At 65.7% G+C, this 19,321-nt stretch carries 20 protein-coding genes and 4 pseudogenes; 10 read left to right on the top strand and 14 right to left on the bottom strand.

What is annotated here, in order from left to right:
- Positions 1 to 13 precede the first annotated feature (13 nt).
- The 5 genes from ACFYXU_RS09755 to ACFYXU_RS09735 form a co-directional block, all read right to left on the bottom strand.
- Entirely contained in the window at positions 14 to 208 is a 195-nt protein-coding gene (locus ACFYXU_RS09755; RefSeq protein WP_043231506.1) for a mobile element transfer protein, read from the bottom strand.
- Between the two features lie 17 nt (positions 209 to 225).
- On the bottom strand, positions 226 to 891 hold the full coding sequence (locus tag ACFYXU_RS09750; RefSeq protein ID WP_200424181.1) for a DUF2637 domain-containing protein: 666 nt from the start codon (positions 889 to 891) through the stop codon (positions 226 to 228).
- An 88-nt stretch (positions 892 to 979) separates the two neighbouring features.
- On the bottom strand, positions 980 to 2,335 hold the full coding sequence (locus tag ACFYXU_RS09745) for an FtsK/SpoIIIE domain-containing protein (protein WP_389457189.1): 1,356 nt from the start codon (positions 2,333 to 2,335) through the stop codon (positions 980 to 982).
- Positions 2,336 to 2,337: 2 nt separating this feature from the next.
- Positions 2,338 to 2,694: a hypothetical protein gene (locus ACFYXU_RS09740; RefSeq protein WP_189953721.1), complete on the bottom strand. Its 357-nt coding sequence runs from the start codon at positions 2,692 to 2,694 to the stop codon at positions 2,338 to 2,340.
- Positions 2,695 to 2,832: 138 nt separating this feature from the next.
- Positions 2,833 to 3,612 (bottom strand): GntR family transcriptional regulator, encoded by a 780-nt coding sequence (locus ACFYXU_RS09735; RefSeq protein ID WP_389457572.1) that lies wholly within the window; start codon positions 3,610 to 3,612, stop codon positions 2,833 to 2,835.
- 18 nt (positions 3,613 to 3,630) lie between these two features.
- Between ACFYXU_RS09735 and ACFYXU_RS09730 the strand changes: the two genes are divergently transcribed.
- Both ACFYXU_RS09730 and ACFYXU_RS09725 read left to right on the top strand, forming a co-directional pair.
- The gene (locus tag ACFYXU_RS09730; protein WP_389457186.1) at positions 3,631 to 4,098 is read left to right on the top strand and encodes an NUDIX hydrolase; all 468 of its coding nucleotides are present in this window, start codon (positions 3,631 to 3,633) and stop codon (positions 4,096 to 4,098) included.
- Positions 4,095 to 4,325, top strand: coding sequence for an e9imm peptide (locus tag ACFYXU_RS09725; protein ID WP_389457184.1), 231 nt, complete (start codon positions 4,095 to 4,097; stop codon positions 4,323 to 4,325). Before ACFYXU_RS09730 ends, ACFYXU_RS09725 begins: the two co-directional genes overlap by 4 nt.
- A 624-nt stretch (positions 4,326 to 4,949) precedes the next feature.
- On the opposite strand, the pseudogene ACFYXU_RS09720 reads toward ACFYXU_RS09725, so the two are convergent.
- Positions 4,950 to 5,356: pseudogene (locus tag ACFYXU_RS09720) on the bottom strand (transposase family protein); the annotation flags it as partial.
- A 198-nt stretch (positions 5,357 to 5,554) separates the two neighbouring features.
- On the opposite strand from ACFYXU_RS09720, the gene ACFYXU_RS09715 reads away from it, so the two are divergent.
- Both ACFYXU_RS09715 and ACFYXU_RS09710 read left to right on the top strand, forming a co-directional pair.
- Positions 5,555 to 7,762 (top strand): hypothetical protein, encoded by a 2,208-nt coding sequence (locus ACFYXU_RS09715; protein ID WP_389457182.1) that lies wholly within the window; start codon positions 5,555 to 5,557, stop codon positions 7,760 to 7,762.
- A 248-nt stretch (positions 7,763 to 8,010) separates the two neighbouring features.
- Positions 8,011 to 8,746 (top strand): annotated as a pseudogene (locus ACFYXU_RS09710) (transposase family protein).
- 21 nt (positions 8,747 to 8,767) lie between these two features.
- Here ACFYXU_RS09710 and ACFYXU_RS09705 read toward each other — a convergent pair.
- From ACFYXU_RS09705 to ACFYXU_RS09680, 6 genes and pseudogenes are all read right to left on the bottom strand, one after another.
- Positions 8,768 to 9,916 carry a hypothetical protein gene (locus ACFYXU_RS09705; RefSeq protein ID WP_389457180.1) on the bottom strand — a complete coding sequence of 383 codons (1,149 nt, stop codon included), beginning with the start codon at positions 9,914 to 9,916 and terminating at the stop codon, positions 8,768 to 8,770.
- Positions 9,913 to 10,425 carry a DUF4365 domain-containing protein gene (locus ACFYXU_RS09700; RefSeq protein ID WP_389457178.1) on the bottom strand — a complete coding sequence of 171 codons (513 nt, stop codon included), beginning with the start codon at positions 10,423 to 10,425 and terminating at the stop codon, positions 9,913 to 9,915. The genes ACFYXU_RS09705 and ACFYXU_RS09700 overlap by 4 nt, the downstream gene beginning before the upstream one ends.
- A gap of 503 nt (positions 10,426 to 10,928) precedes the next feature.
- A complete protein-coding gene (locus ACFYXU_RS09695) occupies positions 10,929 to 11,273 on the bottom strand; it encodes a hypothetical protein (protein ID WP_389457176.1) in 345 nt (114 codons plus the stop codon).
- The gene (locus tag ACFYXU_RS09690) at positions 11,270 to 11,977 is read right to left on the bottom strand and encodes a GntR family transcriptional regulator (protein ID WP_389457174.1); all 708 of its coding nucleotides are present in this window, start codon (positions 11,975 to 11,977) and stop codon (positions 11,270 to 11,272) included. Before ACFYXU_RS09690 ends, ACFYXU_RS09695 begins: the two co-directional genes overlap by 4 nt.
- Positions 11,974 to 12,198, bottom strand: a complete 225-nt coding sequence (locus ACFYXU_RS09685; RefSeq protein ID WP_389457172.1) for a hypothetical protein — start codon at positions 12,196 to 12,198, stop codon at positions 11,974 to 11,976. Before ACFYXU_RS09685 ends, ACFYXU_RS09690 begins: the two co-directional genes overlap by 4 nt.
- 382 nt (positions 12,199 to 12,580) lie before the next feature.
- Positions 12,581 to 12,855: pseudogene (locus ACFYXU_RS09680) on the bottom strand (hypothetical protein); the annotation flags it as partial.
- Positions 12,856 to 12,933: 78 nt separating this feature from the next.
- Here ACFYXU_RS09680 and ACFYXU_RS09675 point away from each other — a divergent pair.
- Positions 12,934 to 13,689, top strand: a pseudogene (locus ACFYXU_RS09675) (GntR family transcriptional regulator).
- 24 nt (positions 13,690 to 13,713) lie between these two features.
- Complete coding sequence (locus ACFYXU_RS09670) at positions 13,714 to 13,908, top strand: hypothetical protein (protein ID WP_389457170.1); 195 nt, start codon at positions 13,714 to 13,716, stop codon at positions 13,906 to 13,908.
- A 673-nt stretch (positions 13,909 to 14,581) separates the two neighbouring features.
- Here ACFYXU_RS09670 and ACFYXU_RS09665 read toward each other — a convergent pair.
- Positions 14,582 to 15,022 carry a hypothetical protein gene (locus tag ACFYXU_RS09665; protein WP_389457168.1) on the bottom strand — a complete coding sequence of 147 codons (441 nt, stop codon included), beginning with the start codon at positions 15,020 to 15,022 and terminating at the stop codon, positions 14,582 to 14,584.
- Positions 15,023 to 15,790: 768 nt separating this feature from the next.
- Between ACFYXU_RS09665 and ACFYXU_RS09660 the strand changes: the two genes are divergently transcribed.
- Positions 15,791 to 16,429, top strand: a complete 639-nt coding sequence (locus tag ACFYXU_RS09660) for a hypothetical protein (RefSeq protein WP_389457166.1) — start codon at positions 15,791 to 15,793, stop codon at positions 16,427 to 16,429.
- Between the two features lie 225 nt (positions 16,430 to 16,654).
- Here ACFYXU_RS09660 and ACFYXU_RS09655 read toward each other — a convergent pair whose 3' ends face one another.
- A complete protein-coding gene (locus ACFYXU_RS09655; RefSeq protein ID WP_376515831.1) occupies positions 16,655 to 17,188 on the bottom strand; it encodes an SMI1/KNR4 family protein in 534 nt (177 codons plus the stop codon).
- Positions 17,189 to 17,312: 124 nt separating this feature from the next.
- Here ACFYXU_RS09655 and ACFYXU_RS09650 point away from each other — a divergent pair, with 124 nt between their 5' ends.
- From ACFYXU_RS09650 to ACFYXU_RS09640, 3 genes are all read left to right on the top strand, one after another.
- On the top strand, positions 17,313 to 17,732 hold the full coding sequence (locus ACFYXU_RS09650; protein ID WP_389457163.1) for a DUF6578 domain-containing protein: 420 nt from the start codon (positions 17,313 to 17,315) through the stop codon (positions 17,730 to 17,732).
- 152 nt (positions 17,733 to 17,884) lie between these two features.
- Entirely contained in the window at positions 17,885 to 18,520 is a 636-nt protein-coding gene (locus tag ACFYXU_RS09645) for a VOC family protein (RefSeq protein WP_389457161.1), read from the top strand.
- 250 nt (positions 18,521 to 18,770) lie between these two features.
- Positions 18,771 to 19,280, top strand: a complete 510-nt coding sequence (locus tag ACFYXU_RS09640; protein WP_361403721.1) for a flavoprotein — start codon at positions 18,771 to 18,773, stop codon at positions 19,278 to 19,280.
- Positions 19,281 to 19,321 lie beyond the last annotated feature (41 nt).

The following is a 19,321-nucleotide window of genomic DNA, read 5'->3' as shown; positions in this document are numbered from 1 at the left end:
GGACGGTCTCCGTTCAGTCGGTGGGGCGGCAGCGGTGGGTACGGGCCGCGAGCTGGGCGGCCGAGGAGCTGGAGTAGTCGGCGGACCAGCCGCAGCGGTCGGCGGTGCAGACGGCGGCGTACTTGGTGCGGCCGTGGCGGTCGCGGTGGGTGCCGATCTGCACGGGGCCGATGCGCATCAGGGAGTGGAAGTGGTCGCGGGCGGACATGCCGTTCTCCTTCCGGTTCAGGCGAGTTGGGCGGCGATGGCGCTGGCCATGGGCGCGGGGACGCCGAGGCGGGCGCGGAGGGTGTCGGTGTCGATGGGGGCGCCGGTACGGGCGTGGTGGTCGGCGGCGACCTTGCGGGCGTGCTCGACGAGCGCGGCCGGGACGCCGGGCGCGGGGGCGGGCTCAGGGGTCGGAAGGGCGGGTACGTCGACCGGCTCGCTTTCCGCCTCAGTCGCGGGCCCGGCGTCCCCGCTGTCCTCCGGCTCGGGTACGTACTCCGGCTCCGTAGGTTCCGGCTCGACGGCCGGGGCAGGGGTCGGAGCAGGCGCGGAGTGGGCGAGCAGTGTTCCCCCGAGGAAGGCGACCGCGGGCCATCCGGCGACGCCGAAGCGCAGCCAGGCGGGCGGGTCGGCGAGGTCGAGGAAGCCGGCGGTGGCGACGTTGGCGCCGAGCGAGGCGAAGAGCGAGACCAGGAACCAGCACCAGGCGAGCCGCGACGAGCCGTCCGCGCGGAGCCGGCGCCAGGCGGCGACCAGGAGGAGGTCGACGGAGACGGGGTAGGCCCACGCCTTCCATCCAGTCTGCCCGGCAGCGGCGGCCAGGTCGTGCAGGTGGGCGAAGGACAGCGCACCTGCGATCAGGGCTTGGACCAGCACGGCGTCGACGCGGAGCTTGCTGGTCATGACGGCACCTCCTTGGTGGGCGTTTCGGGCATGGCGGGGGTAGGGGCGTGGCGCGAGGAGGCCGCGCCGGCCAGGGGAGCAGGGAGCCTCAGTGAGTCGCAGGGGCCGTCGGGGCCGGAATGGCCACAGGCACGGCGGGCGAGGCGAGGACCGGCCGGAACGCGTCGAGCGCGGGCAGTTCCGGGGTCAGGTGGGCGTGCTTGTTGCAGGCGTCCACGGCGGCGCGGAGCGAGGTGTGGGGTGACCGGATGCGGGACCAGCCGCCCGACGCGTCGCCGGTGATGGCGAGGCCAGGAGCCGAGACAGGAATCTGGACGGTGGCGAGGACGGCATCCGGTGCGATGTCTCCGAAGGCCATGTTGGCGCTGGTCTCGTCGTTGACGCGGTGGGCGGTACGGACGCTGAGCTGGGCGCGGAGCATGGTGATGCCCTTGCCGAGTTCGGAGCCGAAGCGCTGTCCGCAGATCTCCAGGTAGATGCCGGCGGCGCGGCCGAGCTGGGCGAGCCGGGCGAGGGCGGTGATGATCCGGTCGCGCCGCTTCTCCTCGTCCTTCGTGGCGAAGAGCGCGAGTTCGGCGACCTCGTCCACGAGGAGGACGATGGGAACGGGGCGGAGGTGGTCGGGGAGGTCCCAGATGTCGGCGGCGATGTCGGCGTCCAGGGTGTCGGCGGTGATGCGCTGTTCGGCGCGGATGAGTTGGTAGACGTCCTCCATGTGCGAGATGAGGGCATCGAGCAGGTCGGCGGCGGTGTCGGGGTTGTCGGCCAGCGCGGAGAACCGTCGGGCCAGAGGGAACAGCTCCACCCCCTGTTTGCAGTCGATCCCCACCAAGGCGACTTCCTGGGCGGCGAGTTCGGCCACCAGGTTCCGCTGGTACACCGACTTCCCCGACTTGGTGGCGCCGATGGTCAGGGCGTGCGGGGTGGTCCGGTAGTCGCGGTAGTGGACGTCTCCGTCCTCGCGGAGGGCGACCGGTACCCGCATGGTCGAGCGTTCGGCCCGCGCCGGCATCTGAACTCGCCGGAGCACGTCGTATCCGGTCATCCGCAGTTCGACCACACCGGAGCGGATCTCCCGCGAGGTGACCCCGAACATCCCGAACGAGTGCCGGAGCCGGTCGCACGAGGCCGCCACGTCGAAGGCGTCCTGTCCGGGCTGGAGCCCCAGCCGTAAGACGAGCCCGGTACGGGTGGGCCGGAGCCGCAGGATGCGCGGCGCCCGCGGCTCGGGGACGGGCCGGTTCGCCATCCGGGCGATGGCGAGACGCCAGCGGGGCGGCGGAACGGTGAGCCCGCAGGCGTCCATGACCGCCCGGTACCGGCCGAGGACCCGGCAGGTGGCGAACGTGACGCCGAAGGAGAGCCAGTACCAGGCGGGCCGCCGCCACCGCAGGAGACCCGCGAGGACGGCGACCAGCACCACAGCGGCAATCAACCACCGCATGATCAGGCGGCCTTCGGCATCGAGGCGCCGGCGGCGAGCGAGGTGACGGCCACGGCCCGGAAGGCGATGCCGTGCCGACGCTGCCCGTTGAACTCGCTCTCCCACGGTCGGGCGACGAGCCCCGTGATCGCCACGGGGGTCCCCATGGTCAGGTCGGCGGAGACACCGGTCTCCGGGACGGTCACGCTCAGGATCTCCACCTCGCCGTTGGCCGCGAACATGACGTCCACGGTCGACAGCGCGGCCCCGGTCTCGGCGTCCATGGCGCGCTCGCCGGTACGGCGGTCCTTCACCTTGGGCTGCGGGGGCTGGGCCACCATCACGGCGGCGGCGGAGGTGTCGACGGGAATCTGACGCACGAAGATCACTCCTCTAGAAGTCCTGAACTCCTTCACTCATGTACATGAGTGACATGAAGAAGAGTGCATCACTCCTATACATGAGTCAACCCGCCCGGACGAAGAAGTCCGAGCGGGCTGGGAGGAGTTGAGCGTGCGTCAGTCGGCGGCGGGGATCCGGTACTCGAAGACGAACTGGTCAGCGGCCATGAGGGTGTCGCAGACCTCGACCACCCGCCCGGTCTTGGTGACGGCGTTCCGCAGCAGGTGAACGACGGGAGCACCAGGACTCAACGCCAGCTCGGACGCTTCGGCCTTGGACGCCGGCCGGGCCTGGAGCGTCTCCACGAACTCCTCGAAGACGTGCCCGTCGTCCTCAAGCCGGGCGTAGATCCCCCCAGGCCCGGGGTTCTCGGAGAACAGCTCGGGGATGTCCTTCACGACGTCCCACGGCAGATACGACGAGGCGGTCTCGACGGGCGTCCCGTTCCGGAAGTACAACCGCCGCCGGGCCAGCACCTGAGCCCCGGGCTCGACCTCCAGCCGCGCGGCGACCTCCTCGGAAGCCTCCATGGGCCCGATGAACAGCACGCTCACCTTGGCAGTGGCCCCGGACTGGGCCGACTCGGCCAGATAAGCAGCTTTCCCGCCCCGCCGATGAGACGCCCGGAACCGATCTGACGACCGCAGCCGCACAGGCGGCCGGTCCTTCACGATCGACCCCTTCCCGTGCCGCGTCTCCACGAGCCCACTGGCCCGCACCTCGACCATGGCCTTCCGAATGGTCCCGCCGGCGACGCCGTACCGCTCGACAAGCTCGGACTCGCTCGGCACCAGGTCGCCAGGCTTGAGAACGCCGGCCCGGATCTGCTCCACAATCTCGTCGGCGATCTGGACGTACCGGGGTACCGCCCTGCCACCCCCTGCAGTCGTACCCATAGTCCTCTTCACTCTCCTATGCTCCTGTACATGAGTAACAGCGCCCAGAAGACGACGTCAACGCCACTGCACTCTGTGTCCGTCGCGGGTGCAGTCGTACGCGAAGACGGCCGCCTCCTGGCGATCCGCCGAGCCGACAACGGCACCTGGGAACTCCCGGGCGGCGTCCTCGAACTCACGGAATCCCCCGAAGCCGGCGTGACCCGCGAGGTCTGGGAGGAGACGGGCATCCGAGTAGAGGTAGAAGAGCTGACCGGCGTCTACAAGAACACCACCCGAGGCGTCGTCGCCCTGGTCTTCCGCTGCAAGCCCGCCGGCGGCGAGGAACGAACCTCCGCCGAGTCGACCGCGGTCGAGTGGCTCACCCCGGAGGAGATCACCACCCGCATGACCGAGGTCTACGCGATCCGCCTCCTCGACGCCCTGGACGCCAAGGGCCCCCACGTCCGCAGCCACGACGGCCGCCACTTGATCACCCAGCAGTGACCACGCAGCCACCGCGGCGCATGTCCCGCGAAGAAGCGATCCTCCTGGTCGAGCGCCTGATGAATCCGGAGACACCCGAAGAGCAGTCCTCCGAGATCCTGACCGCGCTGCAACAGGGCCTGGCTTGCCCCCACATCAGCGACTACGTCTTCTGGAGCTCAGACCCCCACCTGACCCCGGAGAAGGCCGTTGACCGAGCCATGGCCTACAGGCCGATCGCCCTCTGAGGCCAGCGCGGTAAGAGTTTCCCTACTTCATCAAGGCACCCGCCGCGCACAGCGCGGCGCGCGCGGCCCGTCGCCCGGGCCTGCGCTCCTGTCTCCGCCCCGCTCCAGCCCGACCGCCGGCCGCACGCCTGACAGCTCGGGTTGATGAGCGACGAACCACAACGCGGCTGAGGCCGTACGCGAGTGCGGCTCAAGACGATGCCTCCGGCGGGGGCGCTCCGGCTCCGGGATGGGAGGGGACCGTATGCGGGTGCCGGCCGGTGGGGTGTGGAGGTGGGGGGCTCCCATCCCGTCTGCCGTCGACCCAGGCAGAGCCGAGCAGACACGGCACCGGGCGTCCAGGTCGTTCGTCCAGTTGGGCGCTCCACCTGGACGCCCGGCACCGCGCCTGCTCCACGGTGTGTGGGTCGACGGCAGACGGGATGGGAGCAGGGCTGGGTGATGGGTGCTGGAGGTCTGCGCTCTAGCTGTGTAGTCGACCCTCATGGGCGGGGCATGGAAGCGGCCCCGCTCTGCAGGCAACCGACACTGATCTGTGAAAACGGATTGGACAGTCCTGCGGGGAACGGTCCGGGCTGTCCGCTCCACCGTCAGTACTGCGCAGCCAGTGAGCCTTTTCCAACCTCACGCTGACCCGTGGTGAAGGACGAGGACGGCCTGGACGATCGCTGTTATGCGGTTGGTGCGGCAGCGGAGCTCCCGCAGGAGACGCTAGCCCTTCAGGGTGGCCATGGCCTGCTCGCCGGGACAGCGGATCTTGGCGCGGGTGGTGTTGTGGCGGCGCTTCCACCGTTTGAGGCGCCGGCCCCGGAACGGTACGCGGACGGGTCCGCCGGCGCCTCCTTGGCCCGCCTTGTCCGCTCAACATCTGAGTCCGGCTTCGGCGAGGGCTTCGAAGATGCCGTGCTGACTGGCATCGGTCAGGTCGTAAGTCGAACCGGGCAGAGCCGGAGAGGTTCACAGCAGCCGTCCGAACGGCGTGAGGACCTGCACGATCATGCCGTGACGCTTGTGTTTCCGGAGTAGTAGGGGTGTCGGCGGCGATCCCGATACGGAACCCGGCGGCCATCTGAGCGTTGCGCAGGACTGTCCCACTCGCGGTCCGCACTGCCAACTTGGAGAAGGCGCGGTATACCTCGGACACAGGCAACAAGGCGCGGCACCTCGGCTTGCGCGGCAGTTTTCTCGAGGGGCGGCCAAAACACCTGCTACGCAGCTAGAGTCTGTCCATGACGAGAGAACGCCTAACCCTCGCGCTAGAGCGGCTGGGTTCTGGAGACTGGAAAGTGTTCGAGGAATTCGCCGCAGATTTCCTTTCCGTCGATTACCCAACCCTTCGTACCATGGCTGCACCTGCTGGAGATAGGGGCAGGGACGGGCAAATGTATCGACCCGCCGAGGAGCCATCGGTAATGGTTCAGTACTCGGTTTCCATTGATTGGGCATCGAAAATCAATAGAACCATTAGACGCCTTAAGGAGAATTTCCAAGAGATCGATCGGCTGATCTACGCAACCAGCAAGAGAATCGGCCCCGCTGCCGATGACCTGGTGTCAAAAATCTTCAGGGAACAGGGAATCTCAGTCGACGTCCGAGATGACTCCTGGTTTCTAGATCGACGTGAAACGCATCCCCAGCGAGCTGCGGCTAGTGCGAGCCTGTGTGATCGAATCGTAGAGCCTCTCTTGCGTCGCCGGGGACTATCTGACCGAGTCGGTCTTTCGCTCAATGAAGGCGAAGCAAGGTTGGGCCTACTTCACCTGAGCCTGCAAATTCAGGATGCGGCCAGCGACAAGGGGCTAACTAAGGAGTCGTTCGAATCTCTCACCCTTTCCGCGCTTCATGATTCGGACTCCGAGAATTCCATTGTGCGCGAGGAGATTCATCGCCGAGTAGCATCTTTCCTTCCCGCCGGACATGAGCAGCAAGTTGCGGGGCAGGTAGACGCCGCGTTGACTCGAATGAGTGGCAAACGAGGCGTCATTAAGCACCACAAGGCCGAAGATCGCTTTTGCCTCTCCCATCAGGAGCGCGTCAGCCTTGATGAGCGAGTCGCCAAGTTCGTTCTGAGTGAGGAGCTCCTAGAGAAAGAACTGTCGCGCTTGGTTGAGTCGTACTCAAATATTCCGGAGGGAGGTGGCGGTGAAGAGAAGGTAGGGCGCGAGCTGCGTGCCAGTATGGAATGGATCCTTCTCAGGCAGGGAGAGATCTTCGCGAATGCGGCAGGATCGGGGGAGACGACTAATACCGCTATAGACGACCTGGTCGAGATCCTCGCAGAAGAGCCCACAAAAAAGTCTCATGGGCTGCCCCAGAAGGTGGTAGCCAAGGCATTGATGGATGTTCTCACCAATCCTGGAGAAGGCATCAAAGATCACCTGAGGCGCCTGGCGGACGGATACACGCTATTTGCTTTCATGCGCCAGACACCCGACGTGCAGAAAGTTGTGGTGAGACTCTTCTCGGATGGGGAATTTTGGCTTGACACCTCGATCATTCTTCCCCTGATTGCTGAGACGCTGGTTGAGGACCCTGCGAGTAGGCATTACACCGTAATATTCCGCGCGGCCCTTGATGCTGGAATCGACCTATACGTAACGGACGGCGTGGTGGAGGAGGTTGAGCGACACCTCAATCGGTGCTTGATGTTCAGCCGGAGTGAAACGAGGTCATGGAACGGTTCCACTCCATTCGTCTACGGCGCCTACGCAATGAACGGCCGGGCACGCAATACGTTCGCGGGTTGGCTCGAGAACTTCGTTGGCGACTCGCGTCCCGAAGATGACATCCGTGAATACCTGGAGGATGTGCACTCGATCAAACGGAGGAACCTGGGAGAGGAGAGTGAAAGTGCATCGCCCGAGTTTCGATTCGCCGTCCAGGAAGAGTGGAGTGCGGTTCATGAGCGGCGCAGGAACTCGCGATCGGCACAGGTTGACGTCTTTGCCACACAACAGCTGGTGGCGCACGACACAGAGAATTATGTCGGTGTCACTATGCTTCGGAGCAAGGGGCCGGCCAACCCGATGGGATATCGGCAGTGGCTCGTCACGCTAGATAAAGCGGCTTTTGGAATTAGAAGAAGCTTGGTTGATCGAGTTGATTCACCTCCGCCGTCGCCGGTCCTTAGCCCCGACTTCCTTTCGCAGTTTTTGCGAATCGGTCCACTCAGGTCGGCGATTGAGCGGGATGTAAGAGTAAACCTTCCGGTGCTCACGGACGTTTCGCGATTCGACTACGTGCCCAAGCAGCTGATTGAAGCAGCTGAAGAGCTGAGGGCTGAACTTGATGGAAAGAACGAGAGAATTATTCAGCGACGCGTCCGTGACTCTCTGGACAAGATGAGAGTGCAAATGGGCGAGGAGGCTGCTGCGGGGTCTGCTGGGATGGAAAAAAGGATTATGTCTTTGCTCAAGGACGGGAATTCTACAGTTTAGATCGACTGCAGCCTGAAGGGGCTCCCGAAGGCCGATGGAGCGGCTTTGGGATGGAGCTACTTTGGGGCGAGTGATCATGGCCCCGTAAGCTTCCGGCGCGTCTCGCAGCTTGACAGATGGCATTAGGAATCATTGAGCCTCTTCTAAGCTACCGGCTCTGACCGTGAGTTGGACAGTCCTGCACAGCGACGAAGCTCCTGGTAGACGGGCGCTCGACCAAGATCACCCGTGTCCGCCAGGAGCTTCGCGTGCTTGTCTACCCGTCCTCGATCCACTTGTCCACCCGCACTCTGCGGTTCCTGGCCGGACAACTGACGGCCAGGCGCCGGGACATCCGGACGCGGTGGCGAAGGGCCCTGCTCATCCTGGCCCACCTGTGGTGCGGTGACACCTACGCCCAACTCGCGGCGGGGTTCGGCATCGGGATCGCAACCGATTATCGCTACATCCGTGAGGTCAACGAGGTTCTGGCGGCTCTCGCCCCGATTCTGACCGAGGCGATGAAGACCATCCGGACGAAGGCGTTCGTCATCCTCGGCGGAACCTTGCTGACCATCGACCGCATTGCCGTCGACACCCGTACTACTCCGGAAAACACAAACGCCACGGCATGAACGTCCCGGTCCTCACCGATCCGTTCGGCCGTCTACTCTGGGCCTCACCGGCTCTGCCCGGCTCGCCCTAGACCTGACCGCCGCCCCGCAGTACGGGATTATCGACGCCCTCGCCGCAGCGGGCCTCACATGCTGGGCGGATAAGGCGTATCAAGGAGCCGGCAGACCTGTCCGCGTCCCGTTCCGGGGCCGCCACCTCAAGCGGTGGAAGCGCCGCCACAACACCACCCACGCCAAGATCCGCTGTGTCGGTGAACAGGCCATGGCCACCCTCAAGGGCTGGCGGCTCCTGCGGAAACTCCGCTGCAGCACCAACCACATCACCAACATCGTGAAGGCAGTCCTCGTCCTTCACCACGCGTCAGCGTGAGGTTGGAAAGAGCTCAGTGTCTCAGCCGAGATCGTCAAAGGTGGCTACAGATCGGTCAGCGTCAAAGGAATTCACAGTCATCGTTGCTCGTCGCCCAGGTGGAGCATCCAGGATGCCGCGAACAACTACCGGGCGACGCTCCCCGTGATACCGCGCCGCGCGTCGATAGACATCCAGGGGAAGCTCAAACGCCACGACCCGGGGCTTGCCATCTAGGACCGTTTCCAGCGCCACGTGTCCGCTAGTCTCATTCTTCTTCAATGACAGTCTACGGATCACTCCGTACAGCACCCGTTCCGCCGGAGCGTCAGTCTCCTTTAGTTCCGTTTCAATGTGCTGGATCAGGTCTGCCGATTCATTAGTGAAGGCCACTTTGGCGGAGATATCTCTGGGAGCAGGAGAACTCGGCGCCCAATTGAACGTGATGTCAAAGAGGTCGACCCCGCCCTTTCCGATGACGTCGAGGACAGCGGCACAGAGTTCACTAGAAACACCTTCATCAACGGCACTCAGAACGTCGAACTTGGTCGGCGTTCGGTCACGCACGACTGCCATTTGCGACAGAGTGTGAAGAGCCCTTGACAGCGTCGTTAGCATCCTGCGTTCGAAGTACGACTCGTCCGCCGCAGCCTCGAGCCTCGGCTCATCGAAGGAATCGTCGACCAATACACCAAACCTGGCACTGCTGATCACAGGGACGATGTAGGATCCTGGCCTTGTTTGCCCGAGCCGCATTCGACGTGCATGCTTGTGAGCAGCTCTCGGCATCGAATTACCGTAGTACCCTTGCCGATGAAGAGTAGCTGCGGCCGCAGAGACCATCATCCGATGAGCAGAGTTGAATAGGCCGATTCCCGACGCCAGCGGGATAGTCCCTTCGGAAATCTCGTCATCTTCCGCCCGCAAGTCAGTGACATCGAGAAATTGGCGAGAGATGTCGAGCGAGATTTGCTCTTGCGGGCGATTTTCACGTCTGGCCAGCTCGTCAGTCAGGCTTCGCAGCGCGCGAGAGAAGTCCGGAGCGCTCGAATCCTTTGGAACAAAGAGGGTTAGCTGGTCATTGCCGATGGCTCGCCATACCTCCGCGAACGGGCCGGTAAGGGAACGCTGCCACCCTGAACTTCGCAAGTAGGATTCGATCTCCTTGAACCCGATATCAAATGTGTTCACGACGCCCCCTCCCCTGTCCCGGATTTAAACAGGCGATCAAAGGCGTAGGTGAAGACCTCATCCAGCCCCGCCCGATCCAGCCTCTGCTTCTTTGGCAAATGAATCCGCGTGGTCTCTTTATTCGACAGGGCGGGAGCATCTTGAATTCTTGCGTAGTATCCAGTGCAACGCATGAGCAGGGACTCGTCGTCGTGCTCTAGCCAGCCATCAAGTTCGCGAGGTACAACGACAAGGCCGAGGAAGCCGGCAGACGACCGATTCTGGCGGCGCAATATGTCATACGTGCGCATGTCGAGATCGAAGGCGTAGGTATCACCGTCCGCTAGAAGCGTGGGGGAGAAGGTGCATTTCATCTGGAAAGCGACATCGATGTAATCACGCTGCAGCGTGACGTCTACCCCATCCTTGTCCACATTCCACTGAGCGGACGTGGCCCCCGCTTGCGTCGCTATAGCAGAGAGGTAGGCAAGGCTGATCTGTTCTTGTTGCCAGGTCTCCGGATCCCCCACACGGCCCCCTCCGCTAACTCTGCGGCAAGCGTAGCCCAGAGCATGGCTGCCGCAATAGGGAGCCGTGATCCTTCTCTGCTGCGCCCATGTGGGACTCGCGCACCGCCGCTTGCTCTCAAGTTGCAGCACCGCACGCTCCGCTTCATCGCTAAGCAGGTCACACTCAAACATCTTCGCACGCGCGTGCGAAGGCAGGTGATTCTATTGCGCCACCTGTCTCAATAACAGCTTCATCAGCCCTCAGGATGCTGGCAGTCGGGGCTGCTCTCAAGTGCTACCCATCAGGCGCGTCGTGCGACTCGCATCTGGCCTGTCACGCGGCGTCCAACCCGCATCATGCGAGACGGCCCCGACATGCATTGGCGCCGGCTGTGAGACGCCACCGTGAAACGCGAGGTCAGAGGCTTCGCACCCGGCATTGACGCAGTCACTCCGGAGCGGTATGCAGAGAAGCCCCGGACTGAGTCCGAGGCTTCTCGTCGTGGGCGTGCATGCGTTGATCGCTAGCCGAAGGACGCTGGCAGCGTGGGGCCGTCGGTGCCGTTGGCGTGAATGGCCGGACATGGAGGTAGCAAGCGGTGACCTCGGCTTTCCGCGACGCGCAAAGTGTCCCGCAAGGCTCCCGTGAGGTTTGTCGCCAGGGTTCGCACCTCTTCCGGGGGAGCCTCTGAGTCATCCAGCAGCGCGGACGCGTAGTCCAGCAGTTCGGCTGCCAGGTCGAGCAGGATCGCTTCGGTGTTGTCTGCCAGGCGGGACAGGTGGCCGTTGGCGTCGTTGGTACTCAGGAAGCAGGGCTTGCCGCCGGGGCCTGACCAGGGGAGAAGTCGCAGTTCGTTGTGTGGCGTCATCCTTTCCTCTTCCTTTCCTCGGTCGTGGGATGGGTGGTGAAGACCGCGTCAGCACGGTCGCCGGGAAGGACCAGGAGCGCGGCTTCCACTACACGGCCGGTGGTGGTGGTTGCCACGCTGGCGATCGCGAGAACGGCCAGGGTGGAGCTGATCCGGAGGGTTGTCGCTTCCTCTGGCGTGGGGAGGCGGGCGGTGACCGTCTCTCGGATCTCCGTTGATATCGGCTCCGCTCTCGTGGGCCATGGCGACGAGCCGAGCTGGACGGATGGCGCCAGGTCGCGGGGGGTGTAGATACGGGCCACGCTTCGGGGAGTTTCACCCTCGTAGGTGGTGCAGCGGAACTCAGTCACGGCGGTGTTGGACGGGACCTTCAAGAGGGTTCTGATGTGACCGCGGGCCCGGACAGTGGTGGTGCGGATGGTGGTCTGGAGGTCGGGGGCGAACGGTATGCCGGCGCCGCCCCTGTAGGTGATGCGGCGGAGCGGAGGGCGGACGAAGTTGCCCTTGCCGTGAGTTTTTTCGATGAGTCCTTCGGCCTGGAGGAGGGCGAGTGCTTGGCGGACGGTGGGGGTGCTGACCTTGTAGTGCGTGGCCAGCTTGGGTTCTGAAGGGAGGCGGGATCCGGGCTTGAGGTGACCGGTGGTGATCTGGGTGCGGAGGTCTTCGGCGATGGTGTCGCGGAGAGTCGGCATGGTCGTGGTCACCACCTTCTCTGGACTCGGAGGGCGACCAGGCGCGTGCGGGGGTGCATGGTCAGTTGCTCACCCGTTTCAAAGAGGAGGCGCTTCGCGCCGAGGGGGAGTTGGCGGAGGTCGGCCACTCGGCAGGGCTGGCCGCCGATCTGAATGACGTCGCCTCGCTGGACGTTGATCGAGCTGATCTCGATGGGGGCAACCACGGCGCCGGTCGGGGTCCAGGGCTTCATGCCGTTGCCTCCGGGCGGGGCGGGGTCGTCGCCGGCGTGTGGCAGGGGCAGGCGCACGTCTCGTAGATCACTGGGATGTCGACCGGGGCCGTTGCCGGGGAGGAGTGGGCGCACTCGTGGTGGGTGCCGATCTGGCACCGGGACGAGCGGTACGGGGTGGGTTTCGTGTGGGGCATCAGGCTGCCTCCCCCGGTGTGCGGTGGGGGTGCTCGGCGGTGGAGGCGTATCGGCTCACGCGGGGCGTGCTCTCGCCGTGGGTGATGGTCCGTTCCGGTGGGGTGGAGCGGCGTAAGGGCTTGTGGGGGTGGGTGGTTCGGGCGTGCCGCGGTCTGGTGTAGCGAAGTGCGCGGCGGATACGGTTGCGCATGCTGATCAGCTCCCATCGCTGATGGCCGGGTCCCCGGACGTCGCGTGTCGCGGGGACCGCTTGTTTACGGCGGCCCAGAGGGTTCGGCCGCCCAGGCTGGTGGCGAGGAGACCGAAGCGGTCTGCCTGTGCCAGGACTTCCAGGACCTCCCGCCATGTCTCTGCGGGGAAGGTTTCCGGTACCTCCGCTTCGATCGACGTGTGCCTGGCGTGGGCCAGTACGCGCGTGGTGAGTCCGAGGGCGGACAACCGGGCGGCGAGGGCCTCCGCGCTTACTTCGGGAGCAGGCACAGGGCAGCCTCCGTTACCGGTGATCACTTTAAGTGAAGCTAGTTAACTAGATTAGAGCTAGTGGACTAGATTTTCCATATGCCTGAGCAGCCGCCATACCTCCGTATCGCCGACGAACTGCGGCGGCGGATCGCGGAGCACGAGTGGACCCCTGGAGACCGGCTGCCCTCGCGGGCCCAGATCGGCCAGGAGTGCGGGGTGGGCGAGAACGTCGTTCGCCGGGCCCAGGAGCTGTTGATCTCCCAGGGAGTGTTGGAGGGGCGGGCCGGGTCCGGGACCTATGTGGCCGAGCCCAGGCAGCGGGTGCGGATGGTGCGGTCCGCGGCGCGCGAGCAGCCTGATGGGTCGCCGTTCCGGGCGGACATGAAGGCCGTGGGGCGGAACGGTGGCTGGGAGAGCCGGACCGATGCGAAGGTTCCTGCGCCGGCCGAGATTGCCGCGCGGCTCGGGATCGGCGAGGGCGAGCTGTGCGTCCGGACCGTGTATGAGTTCCTTGCCGATGGGCGGCCCGTGCAGCTGTCGACGAGCTGGGAGCCGTACGACCTCACCGGCGGGACACTCGTCGTTCTGCCTGAGGGCGGGCCGCATGCCGGGACCGGCGTTGTGAATCGGATGGCCGAGATCGGTGTCCCCGTGAGCCATGCCGTCGAGCAGCCCTAGCCGCGGCAGGCCACCGCCGAGGAAGCCTCACTTCTCGGGATCCAGAAGGCCGCGCTCGTCACGCATATCCGGCGGACGTACTACAGCGACCAGGGCCGGCCCGTGGAGACGGCGGACATCGTCGTGCCCGCTGCGCTGTGCGAGATCGTTTATGAGATCCCGATCAATCGCTGACGGAGCACTGCGCAAGGGGGAGTCATGGAGTCGCTCGGTTTTGCCATCGGCGGTCTGATCTGGGGCGCACCTGTTGCCGCTCTCGTGGTGCTGGTGATTGTGGCCGTAGCGGTCGGCCGATGGCGGCGGAAGGCGATTGCGGCCCTGGAGGGCGGGGAGCGGGCGGCGGACGGGCAGCACGCATCCGGTCGGACGGTCGGCATGGCGGAAGAGGTCTGAGCCCATTTCCCGGGTCGTGTGCTGTCGGTGTGCTGCTGTCCGCCGCGGTTGCGCCTCCCCGCTCTGCGTCGAGCGCTGGAAGCATTCCAGGGTCCGACGACGAAGGGGACAGGATGGTTCAGCCGACGTGCAGTGCTCCTACCCAGAGCGGAGGTCGCTGCCGGAACAAGGCGATGACGGGTACCTCGCGGTGTTCCAAGCACCAGGGGGCGTGGTCCCCGTACGGGGTCGAGCAGCGGAAGAAGAAGGAAGCCGAAGCCAAGATGAAGAAGCTTCGGAAGAAGCGGTAGCGGGCCGTCGAGTGCGGCCGGCTGACATCCAAAACTGACATCAACGGCGGCGGATGACGGTGGTCGCACGCGAACCGCCGTGGCGGTGATGACCAGCGATCCGCCCTTGGCGAGAGCGCCCCGCACGAGCTTACAAAGCAGATGTCGGCGGTTCGAAACCGTCCGCGCCCACCAGTAGGTAGCACGACAAAGGCCCAGGTCACCGGTACTGAACCGGGGATCTGGGCCTTGTTCGTTGCCCCGCCGCGGGAGCGAGGGGGAGGCGTCGTGCCAGTTACGTGACAGATGACTCGTCGGACTCCGCAGGCCGTACCTTTTTGATCTGCTCGTCGACGTGCACGGCCCCGAGCCGACGGTCGGAGACATCCCCCCTGCCGTGCGTCCTACATGGAGGAGTCGTCGAACGGGTTGTTCATCACGCCCGAGGCCTCGCAGCTCGCGATCACGCCGCTGCTGGCGCCGATCTTGCAGACCTCGAAGTAGGCGTTGTCGATCCAGCCGGCCTCCAAGTACGTGGTCCACGAGGCGCTCGTCTGGCCGCTGGGTACGGTCCGCATCTTCCAGACCTTGTGGCCGCTTTCGCCGTTGGTGATGAGGCGGATGCCGACGACGTAGCCGTCGGTCGCGCGGTCCTCGGCAATGATCTGGATCGGGTCGAGACGGTAGGGGTTGATCCGCCAGCCGATAACCATCCGCCCGTAGTACGAGTTGGTCGAGACTGTCTGCTCGGTGCCGGACGCCGCAGCCGCGGGGCTGGCGAGGAGCGGAGTGACGACGGCGGCCAGAGCCGCGGCGCTGGCGACGAGGCTGCTCTTGAAGCGCAAGGGTCCCCCAGAAAGAATGTGTTAGCTGAAAATGCCTACTCTAGCTCGAATTTGATCATGCCTGACTATGGCTCAACTTGTCGCGCAGTAGCTGCTGTTTGGCCTTTCGTGGGCCTCTCGCTGGTAATCGGCACGCAGCGTCGAGCGAGCGTGTAGCAGCTTGCGTGCGCTTCCGTTTCGGCCGGCGTACGTCGTGCTCCACTACGGGGATCCAGTTGAGGACGATTGCGGTCCCGCACGATCCCTCGCGGTATGCGCACCCTGCGTGCCGACCCTGTCCGGGGTCGTCCGATCGCAATCCTCAAGTGGGTATCGGCCGGGTGCCGCCGCAGTCTTGGGTGCGCTGGGATAGGGCGGCCGATGCCCCTCTTGATCGGGGAGAGCGTCGAGCCCGCATCGCGAGGTACGTTCGCTTCATGTCACTGTCTCCCGACGATGAAGTCCGCAGCCGCGAGGAACTGGTCTCCTTCGTGCGAGAGCTGCACCAGGACTGCCTTCGCAGTGGGCATGACGGGGGGAGCCAGACCTGGACAGCTTCCTTGAGGCTCTGGCGGCATGGATCGAGGACGCGCCGGGCTGGTACCAGACCTTCGGGAAGGATCTTCCCGGCGGCGGGGACTGGACCTTCCTGGCCCGAGCGTTGCAGGCTGCCGCTGTCTATGAGTGAGTCGACGCCCATGAACGGTCAGGCCCCGTCGAGCCACTCCCGGTAGGCGCCCGCGCGTTCATCGTCGCTGCGGAGCCGGCGTTCGAGCTCGGAGGGGAACGGTGGAGGACGTCTTCGACATCACTGGGAGACCGCCGAAGGGCTGGATGCACGCCATCTTCCACGGCGGTCCGTACGGTGAGGATGTGGGTCGCTGTATCCCTGGTCCTCCCGCGCCGGAAATCCTCACGGTGCCGCTGGCCGACGGTCGTGTCCACACGTACCGAACCTGGGCTGTGGGCTCGTGGCCCGATCTGGAGGATCCCGTCGCCGTCTACCAACTTGACGGGCCCCCCGTACCGCCACCTCTTTTGACCGGCCAGGAACAGACGTGGCTCCGGGACGGGCAGCAAAGGGAGGGGCCGATGCCGCTCAAGCTTGTCGCGCTGGTCACCGGTGGCCGGATGGTCCGCGACCCCGACGCCTCTGCCATTGAGGCGATGCTCGCCGGGCTGCGGCACAGGGAGTTCCTGCTTCTTCAGCGGCTGGGCGACCACGCCGAGGGCGACTCGTACCTCCAAGTCCTGCTCGATGAGGACGACACCTACGAGGTGGTTCATCAAGCGGGCGCGGCCGCTGAGCGTGAGGGGACGCGGTCAGCTTCCCAAGCCGCAGTCCGCAATGCCGTCCTCCGGTGGGCAGCCGAGCAGCCGACCTGGCGAAGCGCACTTGAACGGGCCATGCCCGGGGACGCCTCCTGAACAGCCGGCCCAGGCTCTCTCTGCGCGATCGTCCACGAGAATCCCATCCATCGATGACGGGGTTCTGCCATCGACTTAGGGAGGCGTGCGAATGGCCAGTGGTTTTCAGTTCAGCTGGGAGCTGGGCGGCACAGGGTCGGCCACCTGTCGGATCGACGACGGTCATTCGGAACATCGGGCCCTTGTCGGCTACTGCTCGGACGCCCTCGCCGATCTGCTCCAGGGTTAGCGGCACCACCCCATGACGATGTCGTCGAAGTCGGGGAACTCCCGTGTGGCCTCCGCGATGATCGCCGGTGCCGATGCACGCCGGCCGGGAGCGTGCTGTTCCGCGATCGCCGCCAGGTCCTTGTCGACCCGCGGGGTCCAGTCGGCTTCGGGTTCGTAGAGGGCGGCTGCTTCCCACGGGCCTGTGCCGTCAGCCAGCAGCCACAGGAAGGTGCCCAGGTCGCGGGCGACGACTCCGGTCTCTCCTTCGGAGCCCATGAAGACAACGGGCTGCTCCGCCAGTTCCCGGCCTTGGCGGACGAGCCAGAAGGCCGCGTACCCGCCGGTCCCGTCCTGGCCGAAGACGCGGAAGGCATCGCCGGTCAGGTCGCTGTTCCCTGTCCACGCACGGAGCCAGTCCGTCGTCTCGTCTGCCGACAGGAAGGACTCGTACGGTTCGAAGTCGACACCGTCCTCGCCCAACCGGTCGAGCCGGACCGCCATGGCAGCGGCGAGTGCGGCGGGAAACCGGCGGTCTTCGTTCTGGGGCATGCGAACAGGTTAGTGATCGCTCGGAGGGCCCACGAGACTGCTGCCCTCACCGGCTGTGCCATGGCGTTCGTCGAAGCCGTTCACGAGCCGCCGCAAGTTGCCGCACGCGACGGACAATGGTGTCGTGACGTTGACGATCTGGGTTGATGACTGGCAGATGCAGTGCTGCGGAGCGAGCTGCGTGCCGGGGGATGTCATCTCGTGGGTCCTGCTGGAGGTCGATCCGGAGGACTACGCCGACATCGTCGGCAGTGAGCGCGCGGGCGAGATCGACTTCTGCGAAGAGCATCACGGCCGGGACGAAGGGCGCGCGCCCACTTCGGTGGAAGTGGTGTCGATCGTCGAGGTGCACTGCCGGTACGGGGTACCCCCGGGCGCCACGGACAAGGTCAACTCCCCCGTACCTGGCACGACCGTCCTGGTACCGGTCGAGAAGGCGGACGGGTGGGCGAAGGCCAGGCCGGACGTGAGCTTCGCGGGCTACCTGGTGACCGCCCGGCGGGTCACCGACCTGTCGGGAGGCACGGCAGCCCCCGGTCGATGAGGGCGCCGGCGCAAGCGGGCCGGATCGCGTGGTCGATCACGGTCGGTCGCCGTGGGCCGATGCTTCTGAGAGCTGTCGCAGGGCGCAGAGGCCCTTGCTGTCGTAGGCGTGGCGTCCCTATTCGGGTGGGTTGTCCGGGTGATGATGGCGCCGTGCGACTTGATCACGTGTCCTATGCGGTTGCCCGCGACAGTTTCGTCTCGACCGTCCAGTGGATGGGGTCGGCCCTCGGTGCCGGGTTCGTCGACGGGGGTGTGCACCCGCGGTTCGGTACCCGGAATTTCATCCTCCCGCTGAGCGGCGGCACATACGTCGAGGTCGTCACCACCCTCGACCATCCCGCCGCCGACCGCGCGCCCTTCGGGCAGGCCGTCGCGCGCCGTGCCGCCGAGGGTGGTGGCTGGCTCGGTTGGGTGGTCTCCATCGACGACATCGGCCCGGTCGAGTCCCGCCTCGGCCGCGCCTCGGCCGAGGGGCATCGTGTCCGCCCCGACGGGTTCGACCTGAGGTGGAAGCAGATCGGCCTGCTGGAGTTGATGGAGGATCCACAACTTCCGTATTTTCTTGAGTGGTTGATTCCTGTCGAGGAACGCCCGAGTGCTGACCCGCGCACCTCCACCGCCATTCAGGGAGTCTCCATCGCCGGTGATGCCGCGTCCATCGCCGAATTCCTCGGCGAGCCGGCCGATCACCCCCTCGACCAGATCGACGTCACCTGGGTCGAGGATGAGGAACCGGGGCTCTTCTCGGTCGAGTTCGCCACCGCCCGTGGGCCCGTCACGATCTGATTCCTGAACGGTTGCCCGCGGCGGTGACCGGTCGGGTGTGTTTGTGAGGCCCCTCCGGTGGGGTGCCATTCGCTTCGGTTGTTGGTTGGTTGGTGTGTGCAACTGACATCTTTAGCGGCGGCGTGCGGCGTTGGTCTTCGCCCGTCCCGCGGCCTTTTCGCGATCTGGCCCGGCTTCTGGAACTCGGTTCGTTCCTCCGGGGAGATGGGGCTTCGGGGCAGGTCAGGGGGCGATGTGGTCGTATGGGGGGATGAGCACCCTGTATTTGTTCGCCAGTGCCGCCGAGCCGGTCTTCGACATCGCCCGTGTCATCGAGGACGCGCAGGCCGACGGATGGGACGTCTGCCTCGGGCTCACCCCCGCCGCCGCCCGCTGGCTCGCCGGGTCGCTCGACGGGCTCGCCGTGCTCACCGGGCATCCCGTGCGCTGGGACGCTCCGCTGCCCGGTGAGCCGGAGGTGTGGCCCGCCGCGTCCGCCGTCCTCTTCGCCCCCGCCACCTTCGCCGCGGTCAACCAGTGGGCACTCGGCATCGCCGACAGCTTCGTCGTCGGGTTCGCCGCGGAGGGCATCGGCCAGGGGATCCCCATGGTCGCGATGCCGTGCGTCAGCGCCGCCCACGCCCGTCATCCGCAGTTCGAGCGGTCCGTCGAGACGCTTCGTGGCGCCGGTGTCTCCGTGCTCGTGCCCGACGACCCCGCCGTGGGGTTCTCCTGGCCGCTCGCCCTCTCCGCCGTGCGCGAGCGGATCGCCGTCGGCTGACAGGTGTTCCGCGACGGGCCCTTTCGTGATCAGCTGGCCGG

Origin of the sequence: Streptomyces sp. NPDC002232, assembly GCF_042890295.1 — a bacterium.
Lineage (GTDB): Bacteria > Actinomycetota > Actinomycetes > Streptomycetales > Streptomycetaceae > Streptomyces.
The sequence above is the reverse complement of the archived record's forward strand: the minus strand, read 5'-3'. Positions and strand labels throughout refer to the sequence as shown.

Coding starts and splice junctions, on each gene's coding strand:
- ACFYXU_RS09755 (WP_043231506.1), bottom strand. CDS start 208: ATGTCCGCCCGCGACCACTTCCACTCCCTGATGCGCATCGGCCCCGTG.
- ACFYXU_RS09750 (WP_200424181.1), bottom strand. CDS start 891: ATGACCAGCAAGCTCCGCGTCGACGCCGTGCTGGTCCAAGCCCTGATC.
- ACFYXU_RS09745 (WP_389457189.1), bottom strand. CDS start 2,335: ATGCGGTGGTTGATTGCCGCTGTGGTGCTGGTCGCCGTCCTCGCGGGT.
- ACFYXU_RS09735 (WP_389457572.1), bottom strand. CDS start 3,612: ATGGGTACGACTGCAGGGGGTGGCAGGGCGGTACCCCGGTACGTCCAG.
- ACFYXU_RS09730 (WP_389457186.1), top strand. CDS start 3,631: ATGCTCCTGTACATGAGTAACAGCGCCCAGAAGACGACGTCAACGCCA.
- ACFYXU_RS09715 (WP_389457182.1), top strand. CDS start 5,555: ATGACGAGAGAACGCCTAACCCTCGCGCTAGAGCGGCTGGGTTCTGGA.
- ACFYXU_RS09695 (WP_389457176.1), bottom strand. CDS start 11,273: ATGACGCCACACAACGAACTGCGACTTCTCCCCTGGTCAGGCCCCGGC.
- ACFYXU_RS09685 (WP_389457172.1), bottom strand. CDS start 12,198: ATGAAGCCCTGGACCCCGACCGGCGCCGTGGTTGCCCCCATCGAGATC.
- ACFYXU_RS09670 (WP_389457170.1), top strand. CDS start 13,714: ATGGAGTCGCTCGGTTTTGCCATCGGCGGTCTGATCTGGGGCGCACCT.
- ACFYXU_RS09655 (WP_376515831.1), bottom strand. CDS start 17,188: ATGCCCCAGAACGAAGACCGCCGGTTTCCCGCCGCACTCGCCGCTGCC.
- ACFYXU_RS09640 (WP_361403721.1), top strand. CDS start 18,771: ATGAGCACCCTGTATTTGTTCGCCAGTGCCGCCGAGCCGGTCTTCGAC.